At 49.9% G+C, this 23,944-nt stretch carries 22 protein-coding genes; 10 read left to right on the top strand and 12 right to left on the bottom strand.

From position 1 onward, the window contains the following. Positions 1–94: 94 nt before the first annotated feature. From AC0IXI_RS00675 to AC0IXI_RS00660, 4 genes are all read left to right on the top strand, one after another. On the top strand, positions 95–409 hold the full coding sequence (locus tag AC0IXI_RS00675; RefSeq protein ID WP_064514706.1) for a PTS sugar transporter subunit IIB: 315 nt from the start codon (positions 95–97) through the stop codon (positions 407–409). Between the two features lie 12 nt (positions 410–421). Continuing rightward, on the top strand, positions 422–1,747 hold the full coding sequence (locus AC0IXI_RS00670; RefSeq protein WP_064514709.1) for a PTS sugar transporter subunit IIC: 1,326 nt from the start codon (positions 422–424) through the stop codon (positions 1,745–1,747). Between the two features lie 31 nt (positions 1,748–1,778). Further along, positions 1,779–2,081 (top strand): PTS lactose/cellobiose transporter subunit IIA, encoded by a 303-nt coding sequence (locus tag AC0IXI_RS00665; RefSeq protein WP_151993846.1) that lies wholly within the window; start codon positions 1,779–1,781, stop codon positions 2,079–2,081. 185 nt (positions 2,082–2,266) lie between these two features. Continuing rightward, positions 2,267–3,646: a carbohydrate porin gene (locus AC0IXI_RS00660; protein WP_064514713.1), complete on the top strand. Its 1,380-nt coding sequence runs from the start codon at positions 2,267–2,269 to the stop codon at positions 3,644–3,646. Positions 3,647–3,787: 141 nt separating this feature from the next. Here the strand turns inward: AC0IXI_RS00660 and AC0IXI_RS00655 are convergent, their stop codons facing one another. Both AC0IXI_RS00655 and AC0IXI_RS00650 read right to left on the bottom strand, forming a co-directional pair. Continuing rightward, the gene (locus tag AC0IXI_RS00655) at positions 3,788–5,398 is read right to left on the bottom strand and encodes an STY4199 family HEPN domain-containing protein (RefSeq protein ID WP_471681798.1); all 1,611 of its coding nucleotides are present in this window, start codon (positions 5,396–5,398) and stop codon (positions 3,788–3,790) included. Positions 5,399–5,510: 112 nt separating this feature from the next. Next, positions 5,511–6,929: an aminotransferase-like domain-containing protein gene (locus tag AC0IXI_RS00650; protein ID WP_471681797.1), complete on the bottom strand. Its 1,419-nt coding sequence runs from the start codon at positions 6,927–6,929 to the stop codon at positions 5,511–5,513. 90 nt (positions 6,930–7,019) lie between these two features. On the opposite strand from AC0IXI_RS00650, the gene AC0IXI_RS00645 reads away from it, so the two are divergent. Both AC0IXI_RS00645 and AC0IXI_RS00640 read left to right on the top strand, forming a co-directional pair. Next, entirely contained in the window at positions 7,020–7,280 is a 261-nt protein-coding gene (locus tag AC0IXI_RS00645) for a DUF1127 domain-containing protein (RefSeq protein ID WP_413499633.1), read from the top strand. A gap of 82 nt (positions 7,281–7,362) precedes the next feature. Next, positions 7,363–7,890, top strand: coding sequence for a GNAT family N-acetyltransferase (locus AC0IXI_RS00640; RefSeq protein WP_424221529.1), 528 nt, complete (start codon positions 7,363–7,365; stop codon positions 7,888–7,890). Between the two features lie 40 nt (positions 7,891–7,930). On the opposite strand, the gene AC0IXI_RS00635 is transcribed toward AC0IXI_RS00640, so the two are convergent. Both AC0IXI_RS00635 and AC0IXI_RS00630 read right to left on the bottom strand, forming a co-directional pair. Then, positions 7,931–8,176: a YdgH/BhsA/McbA family protein gene (locus AC0IXI_RS00635; protein ID WP_064514721.1), complete on the bottom strand. Its 246-nt coding sequence runs from the start codon at positions 8,174–8,176 to the stop codon at positions 7,931–7,933. A gap of 175 nt (positions 8,177–8,351) precedes the next feature. Next, positions 8,352–9,110 (bottom strand): SDR family NAD(P)-dependent oxidoreductase, encoded by a 759-nt coding sequence (locus tag AC0IXI_RS00630; RefSeq protein ID WP_064514722.1) that lies wholly within the window; start codon positions 9,108–9,110, stop codon positions 8,352–8,354. Between the two features lie 119 nt (positions 9,111–9,229). On the opposite strand from AC0IXI_RS00630, the gene AC0IXI_RS00625 reads away from it, so the two are divergent. From AC0IXI_RS00625 to AC0IXI_RS00615, 3 genes are all read left to right on the top strand, one after another. After that, positions 9,230–10,129 carry a LysR family transcriptional regulator gene (locus tag AC0IXI_RS00625; RefSeq protein WP_064514724.1) on the top strand — a complete coding sequence of 300 codons (900 nt, stop codon included), beginning with the start codon at positions 9,230–9,232 and terminating at the stop codon, positions 10,127–10,129. Between the two features lie 55 nt (positions 10,130–10,184). Continuing rightward, complete coding sequence (gene yhjD / locus AC0IXI_RS00620) at positions 10,185–11,252, top strand: inner membrane protein YhjD (protein WP_064514727.1); 1,068 nt, start codon at positions 10,185–10,187, stop codon at positions 11,250–11,252. Between the two features lie 249 nt (positions 11,253–11,501). Next, positions 11,502–12,827, top strand: coding sequence for an MFS transporter (locus tag AC0IXI_RS00615; protein ID WP_064514729.1), 1,326 nt, complete (start codon positions 11,502–11,504; stop codon positions 12,825–12,827). A gap of 40 nt (positions 12,828–12,867) precedes the next feature. On the opposite strand, the gene AC0IXI_RS00610 is transcribed toward AC0IXI_RS00615, so the two are convergent. From AC0IXI_RS00610 to pdeH, 4 genes are all read right to left on the bottom strand, one after another. Continuing rightward, complete coding sequence (locus tag AC0IXI_RS00610) at positions 12,868–13,176, bottom strand: CcdB family protein (RefSeq protein ID WP_134185924.1); 309 nt, start codon at positions 13,174–13,176, stop codon at positions 12,868–12,870. Between the two features lie 2 nt (positions 13,177–13,178). After that, positions 13,179–13,418 carry a type II toxin-antitoxin system CcdA family antitoxin gene (locus AC0IXI_RS00605; protein WP_243839630.1) on the bottom strand — a complete coding sequence of 80 codons (240 nt, stop codon included), beginning with the start codon at positions 13,416–13,418 and terminating at the stop codon, positions 13,179–13,181. 78 nt (positions 13,419–13,496) lie between these two features. Beyond that, entirely contained in the window at positions 13,497–15,563 is a 2,067-nt protein-coding gene (locus AC0IXI_RS00600; protein WP_471681796.1) for an AsmA family protein, read from the bottom strand. Between the two features lie 65 nt (positions 15,564–15,628). Further along, a complete protein-coding gene (gene pdeH / locus AC0IXI_RS00595) occupies positions 15,629–16,402 on the bottom strand; it encodes a cyclic-guanylate-specific phosphodiesterase (protein WP_064514738.1) in 774 nt (257 codons plus the stop codon). Positions 16,403–16,634: 232 nt separating this feature from the next. On the opposite strand from pdeH, the gene kdgK reads away from it, so the two are divergent. Continuing rightward, positions 16,635–17,567, top strand: a complete 933-nt coding sequence (kdgK, locus tag AC0IXI_RS00590; RefSeq protein ID WP_154153787.1) for a 2-dehydro-3-deoxygluconokinase — start codon at positions 16,635–16,637, stop codon at positions 17,565–17,567. 58 nt (positions 17,568–17,625) lie between these two features. On the opposite strand, the gene AC0IXI_RS00585 is transcribed toward kdgK, so the two are convergent. From AC0IXI_RS00585 to AC0IXI_RS00570, 4 genes are all read right to left on the bottom strand, one after another. Further along, positions 17,626–19,110 (bottom strand): M16 family metallopeptidase, encoded by a 1,485-nt coding sequence (locus AC0IXI_RS00585; protein WP_134185928.1) that lies wholly within the window; start codon positions 19,108–19,110, stop codon positions 17,626–17,628. 214 nt (positions 19,111–19,324) lie between these two features. Next, complete coding sequence (locus tag AC0IXI_RS00580) at positions 19,325–20,611, bottom strand: dicarboxylate/amino acid:cation symporter (protein ID WP_064514745.1); 1,287 nt, start codon at positions 20,609–20,611, stop codon at positions 19,325–19,327. Between the two features lie 167 nt (positions 20,612–20,778). Then, positions 20,779–22,770: a biofilm formation regulator HmsP gene (hmsP, locus tag AC0IXI_RS00575; protein WP_134185930.1), complete on the bottom strand. Its 1,992-nt coding sequence runs from the start codon at positions 22,768–22,770 to the stop codon at positions 20,779–20,781. A 169-nt stretch (positions 22,771–22,939) separates the two neighbouring features. Beyond that, positions 22,940–23,935, bottom strand: coding sequence for a family 8 glycosyl hydrolase (locus AC0IXI_RS00570; RefSeq protein WP_064514748.1), 996 nt, complete (start codon positions 23,933–23,935; stop codon positions 22,940–22,942). Positions 23,936–23,944: the final 9 nt, after the last annotated feature.

Below are 23,944 nucleotides of genomic sequence, written 5' to 3'. Positions count from 1 at the left end.
ATCACAGATCGGTCGGCTGCGGATGGAAAACGGTTTCCATAAAGTATCAAATCATTTCCGCAATACTTTATTTACATTTTGAGGATGAATGTTAATGGTCAAGATCATGTTGTGTTGTTCTGCCGGAATGTCCACCAGCCTGCTGGTCAGAAAGATGCTGAGTGTAGCGGAAGAGCGGGGAATGCCTGTTGAAATAGAGGCTTACGGTGTCGCTGAATTTGACGTGCAGTTTCCGCGCTACCAGGTGGTGCTGCTCGGGCCACAAGTGAAATATATGTTAAGTACGCTTTCAGAAAAGACCGCCTCTCACGGCATTCCCGTTCAAGCCATCGATATGATGGATTACGGCATGCAACGTGGCGATAAGGTGTTGGATTATGCTCTGTCGCTTATCGAAGCGGCTCACTAAAAGGGTGTTCATATGAGTTCGCTATATCAATCTATGGTGACGGTGATTGAGCAATCTATCACCCCGCTGGCGGGTCGTCTGGGGCAACAAAAGTACGTTATCGCCATTCGTGATGGGTTCACCGCGGCCCTGCCGTTTATGATCATCGGCTCCTTTATGCTGGTGTTTATATTCCCGCCTTTCTCGGCCGATACCACCCTTGGCTTTGCCCGCGCATGGCTGGATTTTTCACAGACTTACCGTGAACAACTGATGTTGCCGTTTAACCTAAGTATGGGCGTGATGACGTTCTTCATCTCTGTCGGGATTGGCGCAAGTCTGGGGCGGCAGTTTAATCTCGACCCGGTGATGTCCGGTTTGCTGGCCTTTATGGCGTTTTTGCTGGTTGCTGCACCATACGCTGATGGCAAAATCTCGACTCAGTACCTTTCAGGCCAGGGTATTTTCACCGCGCTGATTACGTCGATTTACTCCACGCGTATTTACGCCTGGCTTAAAGAGCACAAAGTCACGATTCGTCTGCCAAAAGAAGTGCCAACAGGCGTTGCGCGTTCATTTGAAATTCTGATCCCGGTGGTCGTGATTATTGGCACGCTGCACCCGCTGAATTTATTCATCGAAGCGCAAACGGGCATGATTATGCCGCAAGCGATTATGCACCTACTGGAACCGCTGGTTTCCGCATCGGATTCCCTGCCCGCTATTTTGTTGTCTGTGTTGTTGTGCCAGATTTTCTGGTTCTCAGGTATTCATGGCTCGCTGATTGTTACCGGCATCATGAGTCCATTCTGGATGACAAACCTTGCTGCAAACCAGACTGCGCTTGCCGCTGGTGCTGCATTACCACACATTTACCTGCAAGGTTTCTGGGACCACTATTTATTGATTGGCGGCGTCGGCTCCACTCTGCCATTGGCGTTCTTATTACTGCGCAGTAAAGCCACGCACTTACGCACCATTGGTAAAATGGGCATCGTGCCAAGCTTCTTTAATATCAACGAACCGATTCTGTTCGGTGCGCCCATTATCATGAACCCGTTGTTATTCATTCCTTTTGTTTGCGTACCGATGGTCAACGCCGTTCTGGCTTATACCGCCACAAAACTGGGTTGGCTGGCGCAAGTCGTTTCCCTGACGCCGTGGACGACACCCGCTCCGATTGGCGCTTCATGGGCAACAAACTGGGCCTTTAGCCCGGTGGTGATGTGCTTGATTTGCATGGTCGTTTCCACCTTGATTTATCTGCCATTCCTGCGTGCTTATGAGCGTTCATTGCAGAAAACATCCGTGGAAAACGAAGCGCGTTCACCTTTGACAGAAACGGCTATCAGCAATTAATAATCGCCGTCTAATAAATCTGGGAAAAATGATGATCGAACTAGAAGAAGCCGTCATGGAAATTATTATGAATGCCGGGCAATCACGCAGCCTGTGTTTTGAGGCACTGCATTCTGCGCGACAGGGAAATATTGAAGAAGCCAAACTGCTATTACATGAAGCTGATGGTTACGCCCGTGAAGCCCATAAGATGCAAACTAAATTGATTGAACAAGATGCCGGTGAAGCTAAGCAACCCATGACATTAATTATGGTGCACGCGCAAGACCATTTAATGACATCCATGCTGGCACGCGAACTTTCGAACGAAATCATTCATCTTTATCAACGCTAAGTATTACGTAAAAACAAAAACTATTTAACCTCTGGCACGGAGAAATAATTACGTAAATAATTTTAATTAAGTCCAATCCGATGAAAGTATAAAAATATAAATATGCTTTGGCCATAGAGTCACCTCTATTAATCCAGAGCAGGATATTTATTGTCTGAAAAATAAATTACTAAATTGAGATTATAATGAAATTAATTAAACAGCTTCCATTAACAATGGCGGTCATCGCCGCGCTTTGCCCAATTTCTGTACTCGCACAAGAACCAATGACTCAAGAACAGATCGATCAAATAGTGGCGAAAGCAGTCGACAAAGCACTGGCCGACCGTGATGCGAAAATAGAAGCGGCACGACTCAATAGAACCGATACCCTGGTTACGCCGCAAGTTCCCACTACGCCAGATAAGGCTGTTCCGTTGGGGCTTAAATTTACCGGTTATGCGCGTTACGGTGCGCATTTCCAGGCAGGCGATCAAAAATACATTGGCGTTGACGGTTCCTATAACGGCTCCTCCGCAATTGGTCGTTTAGGTAACGAAGGCAATGGCGGCGAATTCCAGCTCACCAAAATCATAAAAGCCGATAACGGAGCCATCTGGGACATCGGCGTGATGATTGACCACTGGGGTGATGAAGTTAACCTGAAAAAAGCCTACGCGGGAGTCACAAATCTTTTTGAAGCACAACCAAATGCCTATTTCTGGGCGGGTCGTGACTTCCATCAGCGCCCACAACAAGGCATCAACGACTACTTCTGGATGAACCACGACGGACAAGGTGCCGGGGTGAAAAGCCTCGATCTCGGCTTTGCTCAACTGGACATGGCGGCCGTTGCTTCGGTGGAGCAGTGTAATCCTGAAATGATTGAAGATGGCGGCAACCCGTCACGTATCTCTTGTACTGGTGGCTCCGGCACTGGTGATAAAGGTAACTACGCGGCAACGTCAAAACTGCATGGTATCAAATTCGGCCCAATCGATTTCGAGCTGTATGCCAACTATGGTTTTGACTCCAAAGCCATTGATAGCGACGAACGTTCCAAAGCCTGGCAAGCCGCGGTGGTGTTAAGCCACACCGGTGAAAATAGCCTGAACAAAATTATTGCCCGTTATTCTGACCACTCGGATAACAGCGTTTATAACAAAACCAATGGCCTGCATACCGTGTATACCAGCTTCGAAGGGAACTATAAGTTCACTCAGCAAGCGCAGGTGGAATATCTGTTGGCCTTCCACGATTACGATAATGACGAGCAAACGCTCGATAACCGCCGCAACTACGGTGCCATCGTTCGCCCGATGTACTTCTGGAACGACATCCATTCAACGTGGCTTGAAGCGGGTTATCAGCGCGTAGATTACGAGAATGATGGTGATAACAAAGGCTGGAAACTGACGCTGTCGCAGAACATTTCTATCGCGATGGGGCCTGAGTTCCGCCCAATGCTGCGCTTCTACGTTACCGGCGGCCAGGTGGAGAACAACCACACCACGCGTGTCGCAGGGCAGGATAATACGCAGCTTGATTCGTTCAACGTAGGCGCTATGTGGGAAGCCTGGTGGTAAATTCAAGCTGCGTCTGCGTTGGCTGCGCTCGCTCACCCCGGTCACTTACTTGAGTAAGCTCCCGGGGACTTATTCGCTTGCCGCTTTGATGCCGCTCGAATTATTTGGGATATAACACGAATAATGCGGTGGGGACGTTCCTCACCGCATCGCGTCATAAATTGCTTTTTGAATTTCCAATGTGCGTTTTTCTTCTGCCTGGGCGTTTTTATTTTGTTGCTGCGCACTCAGCCGTAGTTTCGCGCGATCCAACTCTTCTTTCTGGCGTTTAATGGCTTCAGGTGCACTGCAAAAAGTGACCAAAAACTGTTTCCGTAGTGAAGTCAGGCTTTGCCCGTCGTGCATCGCCTGACTCATGGTTCTGATCATGCGCCGGCATGGCCGGTCTTCATCCATCTGCGATCGGTACTGCAGCAAAGTATTGAGCGCGTCGCGGTAATCACCCGCTAATGCAGATTCGGTGAAATAGACTTTCCAGTTCATCCCCCCTTGCATAAATAGCCGCACGACAGCGATATCGCCGCGTTCGATTGCCGAGCGTAAGTTGCCTTCATCCCATGTGATTCCGATATCTGCCAGCTTTTCACGCGCGCTTTCGGTTTCCGGGAGAGAATCAATCATTGTGATTTTGACTGGCGTATTTTTCGCAACGGCAGGTTTATTGGTGAAATCACTCAGAAAGTACATACCAAAGATGGCGGCGCCAATCACTGCCACTCCCGCTATGCACCACATCAGCATCAATAACGTTTCGCCAGAGTCCTGCTTTCTTTTGGTATTACGCAACTCAGGCCGTTCGATAGCATCGCGCACCTCTTCGGTATCGCGTCCGGTTGCCTGATATTTTTTCTGCGCCTGCATGAGCCAGGCCTGTAATTGTGAATCATCGGCAGCCAGAAACATCGCCGGGTTGACCTTCGTTCGTCCCTCATCGAATGCGCGCTGAATGGCATCGCTACTTTCTTGATAGTAACTATCGAGCAAGGTGAGTTGTACGGAAGTGAGGGGCTGCTGTTGAACCAGATCATTGCGAATTTCACGCACATCATTGAGAAAAGTTTGCAGTGTTTTGCGCTGATCAATCAGTAAGCTTAGTTTCAAAGAGTGCTGGAATAGCCCGGCGTAATGGTTCGCATACTCTTTTTTATCGACCACCATCAAGGCCAACTCGCTAAAGCGCATCCCACTTAGCACATCGCCACGTTCGCCATTTTTCAACCAACGACGGACACAATCAGCACCAAACTGCGTTTTCAGCTTATGCACCAACTGTGATTGGCTGGCATAGCTTTGCTCAACCAGACCTTTAAGCATCAGCTCCAGCGCACGCATCTGGCGTGTCGATTTATATTGCTGAGTATTATCATGATTTTCGATTTCGGTGGAGTAGCCAAGCAAAGGCTGCTTTGCACGCACCAGCTCGAGATAACTCACAAAGCGTAATGCCGCGATTAGCTGGTTATGGCTAACTTCCTGGCCGCTTTCATACTGCGGAACCAGTTGCTGTAGATGACGTAGCAACAGCGTGAAATGTGAAATCTCAGCATCATTAAGATTTAATCTTTTTGCCACTGCCATCCAACTTCCCAGCGCCAGACGGGCTTGCTCAAGCTGTTGAAAAAACCATTGCGGATCTTTGCCTTCACTGGCTTTGATGGTGAGAAGTGGCAGGATTTGCAATGACGCCTGGCGAATCACACTCAGGCAAGTCTCGAACTTTTCCCGCATCAGCAACTGTGCAGCGCTGGTCATGATTTTCCTTTCAATTAAAAACGCATGTACGCCTGGCATGGGTACACAACGCCATGAGGCGCAATTTTATCTCAGATGGGTAACAGTCTATGGCTTTAAAAGAGTAGGAAAATTAACCATTTTCAAAAACATGCCCGATGATCTCGCCCATATTACGCAGCGCGGTTTCAGTCTCGGCATTGAACGGCAATGCATAATTCAGCCGCATACAGTTGCGATATTTCCCGGAAGCCGACAGCAACGACCCCACCGCAATACGGATATTGTGCTGACGCAGCGTTTCGCTGATTGGCACGATATCAATACGTTCCGGCAGCTCAATCCACATCAGGAAACCGCCCTGTGGCCGAGAAACACAGATCCCACATGGGAAATAGTGGCGCACCCAGCAGGTGAATACATCCAGGTTGCGTTGATAGTGCTGGCGCATGCGCCGCAGGTGGCGATGGTAATGGCCGTTACGCACAAATTCCGCGACCGCCATTTGGGTAAAAGTGGTACTGCTACCGGTCACGATGTACTTCATATGCATGGCGCGGTCGAAATAGCGCCCCGGCACAATCCAGCCCACGCGCAGTCCCGGTGCCAGCGTTTTTGAAAATGAGCTGCACAACAGCACCCGCCCATCAACATCCAGCGATTTAATCGTCATCGGGCGTGGGTATTCATACGCCAGTTCGCCGTAAACATCGTCTTCAATAATCGCGATATCAAAACGTTGCGCGAGATTCAGCACCGCTTTTTTTCGCGCATCTGGCATGATAAAACCGAGCGGGTTATTACAGGTTGGAACCAGAATCACCGCTTTAATCGGCCACTGTTCCAGCGCTAACTCAAGCGCTTCCACACTGATGCCCGTTTCGGAATCCGTTGGTATTTCAACCACTTTAATGCCGAATGCGCGCAGCATTTGCATGGTGCCATGGAAGCATGGCGATTCAACCGCCACAATGTCTCCTGCCTCGCACACAGCACGAATCGCAATCGACAACGCTTCATGGCAACCGGTGGTCACCACAATATCGTCTGGTGTGACGACACAGCCGCTGTCGAGCATCAAGCGTGCAATTTGTGCGCGCAGCACCTGCTTACCGTTAATGCAGTCATAACCCAAAATTTCGGGCTCCTGATGCTGCACAATGCGGCTCATTTCACGCCACAGCGGTTTAATCGTCGCCTGGGTCACATCGGGAAAACCACTGCCAAAAGCGATACTTCCGGCATCTTCTCTTCCGGTTAATTGCTCAAGTACCGCATCCCATTGGGTAATTTCTACCGGGCGCTGCGCCGGGCGTGTCAGCGCAGGCACCGGAGGCTGAGATTTTTGCGGTGTCACGAAGTAACCAGAGCGCGGCTGCGGGGAGATGAGCTGGCGGTCTTCAAGAATATGATAGGCCTGCTGTACGGTGCTGATACTGACGCCGTGTTCGCTACTCAGGTTGCGCACCGAAGGCAGGCGTTCACCACTGCGATACAAGCCTTGTTCAATGCGTTCTGCCAGCAAAGTGGCAAGATGTTGGTAACGCGTCATGCTGTATCCTCTTATTTCACCATACAGACAGAAAAAGCAGTACAGAGTTATGGAAAAACCACCATTCAGATCTTGTTTTAGCGTGTCTGTATGTTAAATAAAAGTTATATTTGCGTCTGCCAGCAATCTGTATGGCGGCGCATGATTGTTCCCATCAACACGATGAGGAGCAACACCATGGGCTTTGAAGAGAACCGTCCGCACAAACCGTTTTATGGCTTTGTGATGATTTACCGTTATTTGCGCCAGAGATGGTTAAACCGCCAGACAGCACGCACGTTGCAAAGATTGAACAAGGAACAATTACGAGATATTGGGCTGACATGTGATGATTTATCCCGCTGGAAGTAACCCTTAATAACGGCGCATAACTATGGCGCCGTTATTTTTGATATGTAATGTTTATGTGTACCCACACATAAGAGCGATCAATATGCTTTCACTCTCCACGCCACGACTAAATTTAACCCAAATTACCGAGCAAGAATGGCCGTTCTTTTTGCGCCTACAGCAAGATCCAGACGTGATGCGCTATGTTTCCGATGAACGACGAGAAGCTGAGGTTCGCCAGATTTTTAATTCACGCCTTGTTCGCTGGGAAACGCATAGTCGACACTGGCTTTGCCTGTTCATGCGCGACAGACATAACGGCACGCCTATTGGCTTTACTGGGTTTGTGCGTGGTGATGAGGACATGGCAGAAGTGGGCTTTATTCTCGATCCGGAGTTTCATGCGCAAGGTTACGGTTATGAATCGCTTCATGCCGTGTGCAAATTTGCCTTTGAGAAATGTGCGATCCGAAAACTAACAGCAACAGTAACGGTCGGGAATATCGGTTCGAAAAAGGTTCTGGAGAAAGCCGGTTTTCAGTCCGAAGGGATACTGCGAGAAAACTATTTTCTTGCGGGAACCTGGCAGGATGACTGGATATTTGGTTTGTTACGCAGCGAGTTCAGATAAAACACGGGCCGCACAACGGCGGCCCATACAGCGTGAATTCTTAGTTATACATCTCGGCAACACCAAACACTTTGTTATCGCCACCAGCAGAAATGATGCGGATTGATTTCGCGCCAGCCTGCTCAGCTTTTGCTTGCAGTTGTGCCTGTAGGCTATCGATATTCGCAGCACCGCTCACCGAAACTGTACCGATTTTCTGGCTTTCAACAGATTGAGTGGTTGCAGCAAAACTTGAGAATGAAGCAGCCAGAGTCATAACTACGGCAAAATATTTGATGCTTTTCATGATGTATATCCTTGAGCTTGTTTAAGTTAGAAAGCTTGTTCGCTTTCGATGTGATAAGAATAATGCCGTATCACAAATGGTGATAGTGGAATGATTCGCTCATATCATTCAGTATTTTTGACCAATATTTAACAGGCGAGAGTGAGATGAACTTCACCCTCGCAAATGCCCTTTCTTATAAGAACATCCCACCGGAAACTTCAATGCGCTGCGCATTCATCCAGCGGCTTTCATCACTGAGCAGCACAGCAATTGCATCACCAATATCATCCGGCTGCCCGACACGCCCTAATGCGGTTTGTGCAGCAATAGCATTCGCTACCTGTTCGTTGTCACGCACTACGCCACCACCGAAATCAGTCGCAATTGCACCCGGCGCGATAATGTTCACCGAGATCCCACGCGCACCCAACTCTTTGGCCTGGTACTTCGTCAGCACTTCCATCGCCCCTTTCATTGCGGCATAAGCAGCTTTCCCTGGCAGCGCAAAACGCGTCAGGCCAGTCGAGACATTCAGGATACGGCCACCGTTTTTAATCAACGGCAGCAAGTGCTGAGTCAGGAAGAATGGTCCTTTCAGATGGATGTTCATTAAATCATCAAACTGCTCTTCTGTTGTTTTTTCGAACAGTGCATCAAGACCTGTTCCAGCATTGTTCAGTAAATAATCAAACGAATCGCGCTGCCATACATCATGTAGCTGCTGTTTCACTTCTTTCGCAAAGGCCGAGAACCCTGCACTTTCGGCGACATTCAATTGAATTGCCACAGCTTTTACGCCAATTAACTCAATTTCGCGAACAACATTTAGCGCCTCTTGCTGCTTGCTGTTGTAGGTCAGAATAATATTCACGCCACGCGCTGCCAGTTTCAATGCTGCGTTTTTACCTAATCCACGGCTGCCGCCGGTCACTAATGCGATTGTTTGACTCATGATTTGCCTCGTTGATGACTGTTGGGTGATTGAGATAGAGCTTATTAGGTGCTACAAAATCAATAAAGATTGCAAATTGAGCATCACTGTTTCAGCCACAACAACAATAAGGAAAAATAGTGGATAAAATACAAGCAATGCAGTTATTCATTAGAGTGGCTGAACTGGAGAGTTTTACTCGTGCAGCCGATTCTCTGGGCCTACCTAAAGGTAGCGTATCGCGTCAGATTCAGGCGCTAGAAGGGGTGCTAGGAACAAGGCTATTACATCGAACCACGCGTCGGGTACAACTCACCCAGGATGGAATGGTCTATTACGAACGCTGCCGCGATTTACTCGCTAACCTGGACGAATTAGATGGGCTTTTTTTACACGATCCCAAAAGTGTCAGCGGGCGTTTGCGCGTGGATATGCCGGTCGGCGTGGCTAGAAATTTAGTTATCCCCAAACTGCCCGCTTTCTTGCAGCAATATCCGGGTATTGAGCTGGAATTAAGTAGCAGCGATCGCATGGTCGATGTGGTGCGCGAAGGGTTCGATTGCGTTATTCGTGTTGGGCAGCTTAAAGATTCAGGCCTGGTGGCACGCCCGCTAGGGAAACTGACTTTAATTAACTGTGCCAGCCCCGATTATCTGGCACGCTTCGGTTATCCAGAGAATCTTGACGATCTCGCCTCTCACGCAGTGGTGCATTACGCACTCAATCTCGGCAACCGACCGCAAGGATTTGAATTCCTGGAAGATAAAAACACGCGCTGGGTAAAAACGGGTGGCGTGATAACGGTGAATAGCACCGAAACGTATCAGGCGGCATGCCTTGCCGGGCTTGGTATCATCCAGGTGCCTCGTATCGGCGTAAAAGAGTTGCTGAAGAGTAAAAAACTGGTAGAGATCCTGCCGCAATATCGCGCCGAACCGATGCCGGTTTCCTTGCTGTATCCACATCGTCGCAACCTTTCACGCCGCGTTCATTTGTTTATGGAGTGGCTGACGGGGCTGGTTAAAGGGTATGTGGACTAGCACCAGGCTATAATTTCGTGAAGAGCTTGTTTTATGTAAAGGAAAAAATAACCTGATGACTACATCGGATAACAGCGAGAAACGCCCAACTGAATCGCTCGATTATGAGCCTGTCGCCAAATTTCAGACGCACCCCAAACCCGAACCTGCTGCTCCCGAGAAGCTCGATGAATCGGAGCAGTTGGTCAATATCAAGACAAAAAATGAGACGGTTAATCATACGATTGCCAGTGTCAATAAAGCCGCGAAACGCCCGATGGTCGCGCATCTGTTACGTGCCACCGAACGGTTTAATGACCGCATGGGCAATCAGTTTGGCGCAGCTATCACCTATTTTTCGTTCCTGTCTCTGATCCCGATTTTGATGGTGGCGTTCGCCGCTGCCGGTTATATCCTCGCCTCGCACCCTACACTGCTCGAAGAAATTTTCGAAAAAATCCTCACCAACGTTAGCGAGCCAACACTTGCCGCCACGCTGAAAAGCACCATCAATACTGCGGTGCAACAGCGTACAACCGTTGGCCTGGTCGGCCTGCTGATTGCGCTATATTCAGGTATCAACTGGATGGGGAATTTGCGTGAAGCGGTGCGTGCTCAGTCGCGGGATAAGTGGGAAAGGAATCCACAAGATCAGGAGAAGTTCTGGATAAAGTATCTGCGTGATTTAGTGTCGCTAATTGGTTTGTTGGTGGCGTTGATTGTGACGCTTTCTATCACGTCGGTTGCCGGTTCAGCCCAGGCATTCCTGATAACTCTTTTGCATCTCGACGGTATCGAATGGTTAAAACCGGTTTGGCATTTAGTCGGGTTAGCGATCTCTATTTTTGCTAACTACCTGCTGTTCTTCTGGATTTTCTGGCGTCTTCCACGCCACCGTCCACGCAAGAAAGCACTGATTCGTGGCACATTGATTGCGGCAATTGGTTTTGAGGTTATCAAAATCATCATGACCTACAGCCTGCCAGCGCTGATAAAATCACCCTCCGGCGCAGCATTTGGCTCTGTTTTAGGTCTGATGGCCTTCTTCTATTTCTTCGCCCGTCTGACGCTGTTTTGTGCCGCGTGGATTGCCACCGCACAATACAAGGATGACCCGAGAATGCCGGGTAAAACTCAAAGTTGATTGATAACAGGCTGGTACGAGATACCGTTTCAGCACATAAATCCAGCCTGTAACTTTTATTTAACCTAAAAGCAGTTTTATCCGCTAATTTTTTAAATATGAGAAGCACGACGTGGATATTTATTTTCTGGACTAAAAATTATCCTCTTATTGCGCGTTAATCGCACAGCGAGGGAGGCAACCGCGCGTTGAAATGCGCCTTTTGCTATGCGTAATATGGCTTTCGTTCGCTATAAATAAGAAAAATCTATGCAAGCCACCATCGCTGATTCAATCAATACCGAAACTGACGCCACACCCGTCAACTCACGTGGAAAAGTTGTCGTTGCCTCACTTGTCGGCACCGCCATCGAATTCTTTGATTTCTATATTTACGCTACTGCAGCGGTTATTGTTTTCCCGCATATCTTCTTCCCGCAAGGTGACCCAACAGCTGCAACGCTACAGTCTCTGGCAACGTTCGCTATCGCCTTTGTCGCCCGTCCAATTGGTTCTGCTCTATTTGGCCACTTTGGCGACCGCGTAGGCCGCAAAGTGACACTGGTGGCATCACTTCTGACAATGGGTGTTTCAACCGTTCTGATTGGCCTGTTACCAAGCTATGAAACCATCGGAGTATTAGCGCCGGTGCTGTTAGCACTGGCACGCTTCGGTCAGGGTCTGGGCCTGGGTGGCGAATGGGGCGGTGCGGCATTGCTGGCGACTGAGAACGCGCCACCACGCAAACGTGCGCTGTACGGCTCTTTCCCACAATTAGGCGCACCAATTGGCTTCTTCTTTGCCAACGGCACCTTCCTGCTGCTCTCATGGCTCTTAACCGATGAGCAGTTCATGTCATGGGGTTGGCGCGTGCCGTTTATTCTTTCTGCGGTGCTGGTGATAATCGGCCTGTATGTGCGTGTTTCACTGCACGAAACACCGGTATTCGCCAAAATTGCCAAAGCAGGCAAACAGGTAAAAATACCGCTCGGCACACTGCTGACCAAGCATTTGAAAGCGACCGTTATCGGCACCTTTATTATGCTGGCGACTTACACGCTGTTTTACATCATGACGGTCTATTCAATGACCTTCAGCACCGCCGCCGTGCCAGTGGGTCTTGGCTTCTCACGCAACGATGTGCTGTGGATGCTGATGATGGCGGTGATTGGTTTTGGTGTGATGGTGCCGATTGCGGGCTATCTGGCTGATAAATTCGGCCGCCGTAAGTGCATGATTGTGATCACCAGCCTGATGATTATCTTTGCATTAGCCGTGTTCCAGCCGCTGTTAGGTTCCGGTAACCCAACGCTTGTGATGGCATTCCTGCTGATTGGCCTGAGCCTGATGGGTTTAACCTTTGGCCCAATGGGTGCACTGCTGCCAGAGTTGTTCCCGACCGAAGTGCGTTATACCGGTGCGTCGTTCTCGTATAACGTGGCATCAATTCTGGGTGCGTCTGTAGCGCCGTATATCGCCACCTGGTTGCAGGCGAATTACGGACTGTTCTACGTCGGCTTGTATCTGGCGGCGATGTCAGCGATTACGCTGGTTGCTCTGTTGGTGTCGAAAGAGACACGCCATTTGTCGCTTTAGAAAAATTGAATAGCAGCGCGGGAAACACCGCGCTGTTTGCTCAAAAACCATCAAAAAGAAAATCTATCGCGCCTTTAATCTCTGCTCGCCATGGAAGGGCACTCCCGACTTCTTCGCGCAAAATCGCAGCATCAACACTTGCCATTTCATGGGTCATTAAGATGAAGCTTTCCCCCTCAATCTCAATGATTGGGCAAATCCTTTCGGCTAGTTTTGCCTGAACATAAGAAGCGTGTACCAATGGGATAACGACTCGCGTTGTTAATAAATCAACAAGATCGCTTTGCACATCAATTAGATAGGGATAATTTTTGTTTTTGCTACCGTTACGGTAGATATGAAATTGCATGATTAGAACTTCCGATGTTCATCCGCAAAGTTTCCGCACTGCTCCGTGATGCGATTGAGTTCCAGAAGTCCTTCACGGTTACGCTGCTTCCACTGCTCACGTTCGATTTCTTCAAGATCCTGAGCAATAACAACACTCAGGCGCTGTGACAAATTAAGACCATTAGCACGAGCACGAAGATAAAGTTCATCGTCGATCGTTACGCTCACGGTTCTTTTGGGATTTTTCATTGCGACACTCATGGTGTTTCCTCGTGCATTTAACACGTGTAAAGAGCACGTGCTAAATGCACTATAAAATATGACTATTATTTAATCAAATCACTTCTTCATCTGCCCCAAAATACGGCTGCACTGGTTATCACCGCCCTCGGATGGCGAGATCAACGCCAATAGCGCAGCGGCTGGTGTCACCAACGTCGCCAGGGCTGCTGCTACCGCGCCACGTGCAATTAGCGGCCCGGCTTTCACGCCTGCATCCGGGTTCTTAAAGGTGCCGCGCACATACAGCGGCGAACGCAGCGTGATGATACGAATCCCTTTGCTTTCAGGAACGATGGTTAAATCGAGTCGTTCGCTGGCAAAGTTGGTAGTCCCTGTAACGTTAATCAGCGCGTTTTCCGTATCAAAGGCGAATATTCGCGGCGTCGCGACCCCACCACGTAAATCAAGGTTTGCCGCCGCACAGTTAATCCGCACTTCGTCATCACCAAAAATCTGCCCGACGATATAATTCCCGACATTGAGACCGACGATTTCCATCAGGTTGCGGCTGATAAGCCCATCGTTCATCAGCAGTTTCAGGTTGCCGTCGCTGCTGCCCAGTAACTCAGCAATAGAGTTGCCACGGCCCCGTAATTCCGCATCGCCGTTTAGCTCACCGAGCGTTTTCTGCATCGACTCCACCTTTGGCATCAACTGCTTGAGCTGCAAACGCCGCGCCTGGATATCCGCCGTGCCGCGCATCGGCTTTTTATCGCCTTCAAGATGAATGTTGGCGCTGATAGTGCCGTTCGCCATGCCAAATTTCAGCGGCGCAAGGCGCAGGTCAGCGTTCTTCAAAATCACGTGCGTGGATAAGTTACTCAGTGGCAGCGTGCCGCTGTGTTCGATACGGCCGCCTTTAAAGCGCACATCGGCATCCATCACATCCCACTTGTCGGTTTCAAAACGGTCATACGGCAAAACTTTGTCACTCGGCTGGACGGTTTTCTCGCCCTTAGCCTGCTCAGACTGTTTGCTTTGCTGCGCTCCTTTACCAGAGTCCACGCCAATCAGCGGGCCTAAGTCGGCCAGACGGAGCTGTTTAGACTCGAGGTCACCTTCCAGTTTCGGGCGTGGCTTGCCTTGCGAGTAGGTAAGCGAGCCGTGAATGTCGCTGTCGCCAATCCGCCCGTTAAAGTTCTGGTAGCGGAATACCGAACCTTTTTCAGTGTCGATTTTTGCCAGCAGGTGCCCATCCGTTTCAAACGGTGGCGTATCTGGCAGCAACACGCCGGTCAGATCGTAGAGATTACCCAACGAATCACCGGAGAATTTAAGCTGCAAATCGACGCCGCCCATTTTCATCGGGTCGTTAATGGTGCCGATGAATGCCACACGGGAATTACCGGAATGTACATCTGCCTGCACCGGGAAAGCGGTTTCGCCTTCGCTACGCAGCGCTAACATGCCGCCGATTTTGCCGTTGCCTTCGAGCGGCGCACCGTTATAACGGCCTTTCACTTTCAGGCCAAAGACATAATCTCCGGCTTTTGCGGCATCTTTGCCCGTGGGTTTCTTCCCTTCTACTTCACTAAACGGCAATGGCTTGCCGAGAGGGTCGACGAGGATTTCTATCTCGGCTTTGGTGAGTTTGTCGTTAATGGCGATGCGGCCCTTATCAAACAGAATATTGTCCATTCTGAATGACCAGGCAGAAGGCGGCTGATTGGGATCTTTTGTCCCATCGCTGGCAAGTTTAAACGTCCAGTTGTTGTTTTTTTCTGACAGGCGAATCAGCCGCGCATCAGGTTGCACCAGCTTAATCCATGGGATATAGACCGTTTTCGTCAGCAGCGCGAGCGGCGCCAGGGTGGCGTCAACACGCGGTAGATGTACCATCGTTATTTCAGGAATGTCAGGTGGGTTACCAAGAATAATATCTTCGGCATGAACATGCGGCCAGGGCACCCAACTGCGCCAGCCCGTCTCTTCTTTGTTGCGCTCCCAAACCACACCTAAATCGCCACGAATCGCGAATGGCCGGTTCAGTTCTGTCGAGACTTTTTGGTTGATGGTCGGTTTGAGCCGATTCCAGTCAAACGTCGCAATCACAATGATTGCCACCACAACCAACAACAATAAAACCCCGACGACTCCACTTACGACTTTTCCAGTTTTTGTCATGCCTTTCACCCTTTCCTGATGTGGCTCACTTTCACTAAAGATAGTTTAGTGGGGCCAAAACGGCATCAGGAGAGGCGAATCAGCACATTCTCCAACTGTTCAAAAGGAATGGGCCGTGAGAGAAAATAACCTTGCGCGGCATAGGCGGGAGAGCTTTGGACATCACGCCATTCATCTTCTGTTTCAACACCTTCAACGATGACACCCTTGCAGTAGCGGTTCATCAATTGCAGCAGCATGGTGAATAAATTGCGGCCTTCATCGGTGGTGCGCAGCATGATAAACAAGTCACGTGCGACTTTGATGTAGTCATAGTGCATCTCACTTAATGCGGAGAAGTTCGCGACACCTGTGCCGAAATCATCAAGCCACAACGGGCCAAATTCCTGCATCCCAGCAAGCGTCACAGCCTGTGGTTGGGTGATGTGCTCAACCAGCTCAAAACGCACCCACGGCATTTTGTTGATAAGTGCAAGAATCGGCTGGTGCTGTTTCATCGCCATCAATGTCGGGCCATCGACATTGACCGAGGCTAAAATTTTATAGCCGAGGAAGACGGATTCCCATTCAGCCAACAGGCTAAGTTGCTCTTCGATAACCATCAGCCGCGTACGGTAAGAGACAGATGTGAAGTACCGATCCGGTGGAATACGAATTTCCGGTTCATCCGGATGTGTCACCACCGTGAGCAACTCTATTGCCATTAAGTTGCCGTCGATTTTATAAATCGGCTGAAAGGTGTACTGCCGCTGGCACTGCAACCAGAACCGCCGCTCCTGCAAACTTTCGACACTCGCTTCAAGCGTATTAAGCCGGTGAGTGATCTGCTTAAACTTCATCATGTACGTCCTGTTTACCTTGATAACTCAGATGGCTCATCGAGAAGTTATCGGCGTGGCGCATGAGAACTTTATGTTCGCTTTCAGTACAACCTCAATCAATGCGAGTTATCTAACATCGGCAATAAACTGCCTTAGCTCAAAGTTTTCCGAAACATCGTTTTAAATTGTTTGACTCGTTTTTAGCCGACCAGCAAACTAGTGACAATTTCATTAATTCAGGTTTACTGCTATGCCAACGCGTAAAATCGCCGTTATCGGTGAATGTATGATTGAACTGTCGCAAAAAGGTGCGGAAGTTAGCCGCGGCTTTGGTGGCGATACCCTAAACACTTCCGTTTATATCGCACGTCAGGTTGACGCAGCCGATCTTGAAGTCCATTACGTTACCGCTCTGGGTGAAGATAACTTCAGCCAACAGATGCTGGACGCATGGCAGCAAGAAAACGTTCACACCGAGCTAACTCAGCGCCTGGAGCACCGTCTGCCGGGCCTGTATTACATCGAGACTGACTCTACCGGTGAGCGCACGTTCTATTACTGGCGCAACGAAGCCGCAGCCCGTTTCTGGCTGGAGAGCGATCAAGCTCAGGCTATCTGTGCTGAACTGGCTCAGTTCGATTATCTGTATCTGAGCGGTATCAGTCTGGCTATCCTCAATGCCGCTAGCCGTGAAAAGCTGATGGCTCTGCTGACTCAGTGCCGTGCTAACGGTTGCAAGGTTATCTTCGATAACAACTACCGTCCGCGCCTGTGGGCAAGCCGTGAAGAGACACAACAGGTCTATCAGCAAATGCTGACCTGCACCGACATCGCGTTCCTGACGCTGGATGACGAAGATTTGCTGTGGGGCGAGAAGCCAGTTGAAGAAGTGATTCACCGTACTCAGGCAGCTGGTGTGCGCGAAGTGGTTATCAAGCGTGGCGCAGATTCTTGCCTGGTAGCGATTCAGGGTGAGTCAACATTAGAAGTGCCAGCGGTGAAATTACCGAAAGAAAAAGTTATCGACACTACGGCGGCTGGTGACTCTTTCAGCGCGGGCTATCTGGCAGTACGTTTGACCGGCGGCAGTGCAGAAGAAGCGGCAAAACGCGGGCATTTGACCGCGAGCACCGTGATTCAGTATCGCGGCGCGATCATTCCTAAAGAAGCGATGCCGAAGTAATAACCACCCCTCGCCCCGGCCCTCTCCCTTAGGGAGAGGGTTAGGGTGAGGGAAAATGTTATTGCGCTGGCGGAATATCCGACACATCCAGCTTAGGTTCATCCGCTATCGGAGGCGCCTTCGAAGGAACCATCACTTTATCCCACGTCGCTTGCAAATCCTTCATATTGAACTCAGGTTCACCTTTCGGTTGCAGCAGCACTAAGGCCATCTCTTGCGACAACTGCTGGCGCAAATCCTGGTTCAGCATGTTCAGCGTCAGACTGTTCAGGAAATCCTGCCGCAGTTTCTGATACTGTTCCGGTGCGATATCAACCACCTGGTTTTGTAGTGAACGCATGCGCTGGCTAATCAACACGTCGGTGTCAGTTCGCGCATAAGTGGCAAACAATTTGGCAAGCTCCGCTTTTTTCTGCGCAATTAACGCATCAAACTCTTCCTGCGAAAGCCCTTTATCACGCACCTTAAGCAACTCTTTGCCCACGGTCGCCAAATTAGCATTCAGTTTATCGTTAGGTGAATCAAGGTTGATGCCACATTGCGCACGCTGGTACAGCACACGGCAATCAAAGCTCAGGTTGAGGTCTGTCTGGTTCTGCTTGCTGAGGTTTTGCTGCACATGCCAGAACAGCGCCTCGCGAGCCAGATCAGCACGCCAGTAACGCAACAGCATGGAAGATTCACGGATCGGCTGCCAGGCGTTGTCCCACATCAGTGAGAGCCTGTCCTGACGCACGCTATCGGTCATCAGACTTACTGGAGTGCCTTTAAGCGGAGAAAGGGTAGCAACCGGTGCTGGCGTTTCGCGCTTGCCGGTCAGGGTGCCAAAGGTTTTGTTGATTTGATCGGCAACGCTGCGGCTATCGACATTACCCACCACAATCAGCGTCATCGCATCCGGGGTATACCATTTCTGGTAGAACGCCTTCAGCTGTTCGTTATCCACCGGCTGCTTGAGATCTTCTGCCGGGTCATGGCCCAACAGTGAGGAACCTTGCAAGCGATAGCGCCACCAGTTGTCTTTGGTGTTTATCGGCCAGGTAGCAACCATATCTTGAGTTTGCAGCGCGACATTCACCGTTTCAGGGGTAATTGCCATTTTGCCACTGCTGTCTGAAAGATAGGTTAGGGCTTCTTTGAGTAAATCATTGCGGTTATTTGGCAGGCTGAGATTAAACAGCGTGAAGTCATAAGAGACGATAACCGGGGGCAGCGGACGCGTTGGGTCCACACTTTGCTGCCATAGAGAACGAGCCTGTAGCGGCTGCAAGCTGCCGCTTTGTGTCAGCGCCAGACGAGGTAAAAAGTGGCTATAGCCGCTCTGTTGGGTGGTTTCAGTCAATGAACCAGTATTAACCAACAGACGAATTTCAATACGATCGCTAGGACGCTGAGGTGTGGCCAGGACTTGCCATTGAAAACCGTTGGCAAGCGTCCCTTGCTGCCAGGCTGGGTCGGGCTGTAGTGCTTCTGCCTGCACATTACTGCCGGCGGCGACCAACAGCAATCCGCCAGCTAAGAGTCGAATTTTGGTGCCCTGCATGTGAACCCCTGAAAACAATCCTGATTAAAAAGTGTAATGGCGACATAGCATTACGCAATAAAGCCACCATAAGTGGCATTTCATCACTCCGTTTGACCGCATCTTCACGGAAACGTCACTTTAAAATTGAAAAAAACGCCAAAGAAAATGGCTCAGGGGTCAATTATGCGCAGCAGCCCACAGCGAGGGCAAGTCGCTGCGGGCAATTGAGGGGTTAAGACGAGACTTCGCTCACTTTTTTTGCAGATTGTGGATTATCAAGAGTTTCTTTCAACTGTTTCTCATCCAGTTGCTTCACCCACTTCGCCACTACGACCGTCGCAACACCGTTACCGACCAGGTTTGTCAGCGCACGGGCTTCCGACATAAAGCGGTCAATACCCAGAATCAGCGCTAGTCCTGCTACCGGCAGATGCCCGACAGCGGAGATGGTCGCAGCCAACACAATGAAGCCGCTTCCGGTCACACCCGCCGCTCCTTTGGAGGAGAGCAGCAACACCACCAGCAGCGTGATTTGATGGAAGATATCCATATGGCTGTTGGTTGCCTGCGCGATAAACACCGCCGCCATCGTCAGATAAATGGAGGTACCATCTAGGTTAAACGAGTAACCGGTTGGAATCACAAGCCCCACAACCGATTTGCGGCAGCCGAGTTTTTCCATTTTATCGAGCATTCTTGGCAGCGCAGATTCAGACGAAGATGTACCCAGCACAATCAGCAGCTCTTCTTTGATGTAACGGATAAATTTGAAGATGCTGAAACCGGTCACTTTGGCGATAGAACCTAACACCAACACCACGAATAAAATACAGGTGATGTAGAAGCAGATAATCAGCTGGCCGAGCTGCACCAACGAGCCCACACCATATTTACCGATGGTAAACGCCATGGCACCGAAAGCACCGATTGGCGCAAGGCGCATGATCATATTGATGATGCCGAAAATGACCTGCGAGAAACTTTCAATCACGTTGAAAATCAATTGCCCTTTGTGGCCCAGGCGATGCAGTGCAAAACCAAACAGCACCGCAAACAGCAACACCTGCAAGATATTGCCACTGGCAAACGCACCAATCACGCTACCTGGAATCACATCCAATAAGAACGCGGTCACGCCCTGTTGTTGCGCCTGCTCGGCATAAATCGCCACGGCTTTCGCATCAAGCGTTGCCGGGTCAACGTTCATACCTGCCCCTGGCTGCAGGACGTTGACGACAATCAGGCCGATGATCAGCGCAATAGTGCTGACTACTTCGAAATAGAGTAGTGCCACAGCACCCGTGCGGCCCACAGCTTTCATGCTTTCCATGCCAGCGATGCCGGTCACAACCGTACAGAAGATAACCGGGGCGATAATCATTTTAATCAATTTAACAAACGCATCGCCGAGCGGTTTCATCTGTGCGCCTATTTCCGGGTAGAAATGTCCCAGCAAGATGCCGACGGCTATCGCCGTAAGAACCTGGAAGTAGAGGCTTTTGAAGAGAGAGAGTTTCATAGGGTGTCCTTGAGAGGTAGAGATTCCACAAAACCTTTCGGTTTGCGGCACCAAAAATAACACCCTCAAAAACACCCAGAAGTGATATAGCGCTAATTTGTAAACATAATTGTTAAATAATTGAACTGACTCGCGCCAGCCAAGTAACATTTACAACAAATAATTTACTATTGAGCGGTAGATAGATACTGCGCATCAAACTCTTTAAGTGTCATGGCTCTGGAGAACAGGTACCCCTGTGCAAGAGTCACGCCTTCGTTTAATAGCCAGTCACACTGAGCCTGGTTCTCAATCCCTTCAGCTACCAGTTTCAGCCCCAGGGTTTTCGCCATACCGATAATCACGCCAGCCATCGCACTGTCTTCCGGCAAGCCATCGATAAAGCTCTTGTCGAGTTTCAGGGTATCTACCGGCAGCGCTTTCAAATGGTGCAAATGGCGCAGGCTGGCATAGCCCATCCCAAAGTCATCCAGTGCGATGCGCACTCCGGCTTTACGCAGAGGCCGCAAAATGCCGATCGCTTTTTTGGGATCGTCGATATGATGACTTTCCGTCACTTCCAGAGTCAACATGCCCGGCTGAATACGGTAACGCGTCAACAACTCTAACAGTGAAGAGCCCATTTCTTCGTGCAGCAACTGGTGTGCAGAGACATTCACACATAACGACATCGTGATGCCCTGGCTCTGCCAACCCGCCAGGACGCGGCACGCTTCTTCAAGTACCCAGTTGCCGATGGTGAACATCAGACCACAATCTTCAATACGCTCAATCAAATCGTCAGGTAACGCCCAGCTGCCATCAGGCTGTTGCATACGCAGCAAAACCTCTGCGCTCACAACTTCGCGGGTATGCATGTTGACCTGCGGTTGCAGCCAAATCGCGAACTGCTGGTTCTCTAAAGCGTTCACTAAATCGTGTTCCTGAGTCAGATGGCGTTGAGCCAGTTCCATCTGTTCAGGGTCAAAGAATTGAATCTGATTTTTGCCATGGCGGCGGGCGGAAAATGCCGCCGATACTGCACGACGATACAATTGTTCTGCTGCCAAACCGCCGTGATACATCGCAATACCGATGCTGGCCGTAGGTTTAAGGGAGATCGATTGAATCGGTAATTTTTCGTTGAGCACCGTGAGTATTTGCTTTGCCAGTGCCATCGCCTGCCAGGCGTCCTGAACACCATGCGCAATAATGCCGAAGTCGTTGCCACTAAGCTGTGCCAGAACCATATTCGGCGAGAGAACACTTTTAATTTTTTCGACCAGCGTCAGCAACAGCATTTCGCGCTGCTCTTCATTTAACACGCCCGCTGCATCCTGCAAGGTTTCGCTGGCAATCACGATCAGTGTGCTGTTCTTCCCACTCGCCGTGAGTTGTTCAAGCAACGCCAGGAACAGGGCTTTATTTGGCAGTTCTGTGAGCGTGTTCCGGGTGCTCACAGCGCTCATTTCTTCATGCAAGCGCAGCGACATTTGTTGATTGCGGTTATAGCTGCGCACCAGCATCCCAATCTCATCGTCATGATGAAGATGCGGCAGTTTGAGCTGATGACTCGCCGCATCTTGCGGACTCAAGCTGTCAAGCTCACGAGCGATTTTGCGGATCGGGTGCACAATTAAACGGTTAATCGACCAGCTGATGGCAACCGAGAGAATCAGCGCCAGTAGCAAATATGTGGTCAGCAACGTGGAAATCGTACTGATGATGAATTTGTACATCCGCCAGGAATCCGCCTGCAGCACCAGATAGGCCAACGGCTGCGGGTTTGCCGGGCGCTCAAGTGAATACAGCGGTAACGAAATTTGCACCGGGAGCTCAAACAGGCGAGCAATCCACATTGGAATCGGGCGTTCCGGTGCAAAGCTCTGGCGTAACGCCTGGAACTGATTAGGTAAAACAACATCTGCCCGGCTGATAATCCCGGAGGGTTGTATTTGATTAAGAATGAATTCAGCCTGAGGAATATCTGCTTTAAGGATTGCTGCAGACAGCGGAATACGCACCGAATGGGCGATTTTCTCCATCTGGCTTGCAGTGTCGTAGCGGCTTTGCTGCACAAAGTGGAAAAGCTGTACCACGATAAAAATGAAAATAAACAATATGGAAACGGCTGACACCATTGCCATTTGTTTAATCGTTAATGAACGACTGACTCGCAAACTTACTCTCCGCAATTACCGTGCCGTATAGGGCATATTCTTAAGCAGGCTGAGTATACTGCATTGTAGCGATGTTTAGGTGTTGAGGCTGGCTTATCAGGGAAATCTTCAGGATGTTCCCTCTCCTGATGGAGAGGGTTAGGGTGAGGGGGCTGCGCACTATCAAAAATCACCTCACCGACAAAGCCACCAGCATCTTCAAACTCGCAGAATAATAATCGTCCTGAGCCATAATTTGCGGCTGCTCAACACTTGCCGACTGGAGCACTAAATCGCGTACCGCCAACAATCCACCGTTCATCATATATGGCGCGGGATCGCCGGTTGTCACATTCACCCAGGCAGGAGTTTTGTCGCGTGCAAAGCGTCCCCACCAGTTTTTGTAAACCTGAAGCTCCGGGCTGCTATGGTTAAACCATGATACGTACAGCGGAACGCGGATCGCATCGTAACTAAAACGGGCAGGCCACTCTTTTGCCGGAACAGTACGGCCATCGGAATAGAGTGAAACCCAGTCCGAAGGGAGTTGTGGATCACCAAAGTGCATTTTCCCCAACAACTTCTGCCCGTCGCTAATCAAATCCTTCCACACCATTAAATGGCTGCGGTTAGCAAAATCCTGCCAGGCCGGAAGAATAAAATAGGAAGGGTTAAGGTTCACATAACTATTGAGATTAAAGCCTTTGGCTCCGGGCAGCATCACCTGGTAACCCGCAAAACGGACCACGTTATGTGCAACCAGTGCCTTGGTAATCGCATCTGATTCGTTGAGATAACCCTGGTTTTGCCACTTTGTTCCCGCCTTAAGCAACGCCCATGCGATAAAAGTATCGCCATCGGTGGCGTTATTTTTATCGGTGATCGGCTGTGCCTCGATCGGGTTGTATCTCCAGTAAAACAGACCGTTTTCGGGATTTTTCAGGGTTTTTCGCGTCCAGTCCCACATTTTATCGAAACTGGCTTGATCATCGTTGACCACCGCCATCATCATGGCAAAGCCCTGACCTTCGGTGTGGCTAACGTTTTTATTGCCGGTGTCGACGATGCGACCATCAGGCATTAAAAACCGTGATTTATAGCTATCCCATGCATTATCAGCCAGCGCTTGCTGACTAAAAATCAAGGCAAACACTGCCACTATCAGCGTCTTGCATCGCTGCCACATCGAAGCACC

This window comes from Buttiauxella sp. AC038, assembly GCF_979253565.1.
This window is presented reverse-complemented; position numbering and strand designations above follow the sequence as displayed.

Bases quoted from the DNA above. Each gene is read 5' to 3' on its own strand.
- AC0IXI_RS00660 (WP_064514713.1), top strand. From the start codon at position 2,267: ATGAAATTAATTAAACAGCTTCCATTAACAATGGCGGTCATCGCCGCG.
- AC0IXI_RS00635 (WP_064514721.1), bottom strand. From the start codon at position 8,176: ATGAAAAGCATCAAATATTTTGCCGTAGTTATGACTCTGGCTGCTTCA.
- AC0IXI_RS00615 (WP_064514729.1), top strand. From the start codon at position 11,502: ATGCAAGCCACCATCGCTGATTCAATCAATACCGAAACTGACGCCACA.
- AC0IXI_RS00610 (WP_134185924.1), bottom strand. From the start codon at position 13,176: ATGCAATTTCATATCTACCGTAACGGTAGCAAAAACAAAAATTATCCC.
- AC0IXI_RS00645 (WP_413499633.1), top strand. From the start codon at position 7,020: ATGTTAAATAAAAGTTATATTTGCGTCTGCCAGCAATCTGTATGGCGG.
- yhjD (WP_064514727.1), top strand. From the start codon at position 10,185: ATGACTACATCGGATAACAGCGAGAAACGCCCAACTGAATCGCTCGAT.
- AC0IXI_RS00585 (WP_134185928.1), bottom strand. From the start codon at position 19,110: ATGCAGGGCACCAAAATTCGACTCTTAGCTGGCGGATTGCTGTTGGTC.
- AC0IXI_RS00605 (WP_243839630.1), bottom strand. From the start codon at position 13,418: ATGAGTGTCGCAATGAAAAATCCCAAAAGAACCGTGAGCGTAACGATC.
- pdeH (WP_064514738.1), bottom strand. From the start codon at position 16,402: ATGAAGTTTAAGCAGATCACTCACCGGCTTAATACGCTTGAAGCGAGT.
- AC0IXI_RS00650 (WP_471681797.1), bottom strand. From the start codon at position 6,929: ATGACGCGTTACCAACATCTTGCCACTTTGCTGGCAGAACGCATTGAA.
- AC0IXI_RS00640 (WP_424221529.1), top strand. From the start codon at position 7,363: ATGCTTTCACTCTCCACGCCACGACTAAATTTAACCCAAATTACCGAG.
- AC0IXI_RS00600 (WP_471681796.1), bottom strand. From the start codon at position 15,563: ATGACAAAAACTGGAAAAGTCGTAAGTGGAGTCGTCGGGGTTTTATTG.
- AC0IXI_RS00665 (WP_151993846.1), top strand. From the start codon at position 1,779: ATGATCGAACTAGAAGAAGCCGTCATGGAAATTATTATGAATGCCGGG.
- AC0IXI_RS00570 (WP_064514748.1), bottom strand. From the start codon at position 23,935: ATGTGGCAGCGATGCAAGACGCTGATAGTGGCAGTGTTTGCCTTGATT.
- AC0IXI_RS00655 (WP_471681798.1), bottom strand. From the start codon at position 5,398: ATGACCAGCGCTGCACAGTTGCTGATGCGGGAAAAGTTCGAGACTTGC.
- AC0IXI_RS00675 (WP_064514706.1), top strand. From the start codon at position 95: ATGGTCAAGATCATGTTGTGTTGTTCTGCCGGAATGTCCACCAGCCTG.
- kdgK (WP_154153787.1), top strand. From the start codon at position 16,635: ATGCCAACGCGTAAAATCGCCGTTATCGGTGAATGTATGATTGAACTG.
- AC0IXI_RS00580 (WP_064514745.1), bottom strand. From the start codon at position 20,611: ATGAAACTCTCTCTCTTCAAAAGCCTCTACTTCCAGGTTCTTACGGCG.
- AC0IXI_RS00670 (WP_064514709.1), top strand. From the start codon at position 422: ATGAGTTCGCTATATCAATCTATGGTGACGGTGATTGAGCAATCTATC.
- AC0IXI_RS00630 (WP_064514722.1), bottom strand. From the start codon at position 9,110: ATGAGTCAAACAATCGCATTAGTGACCGGCGGCAGCCGTGGATTAGGT.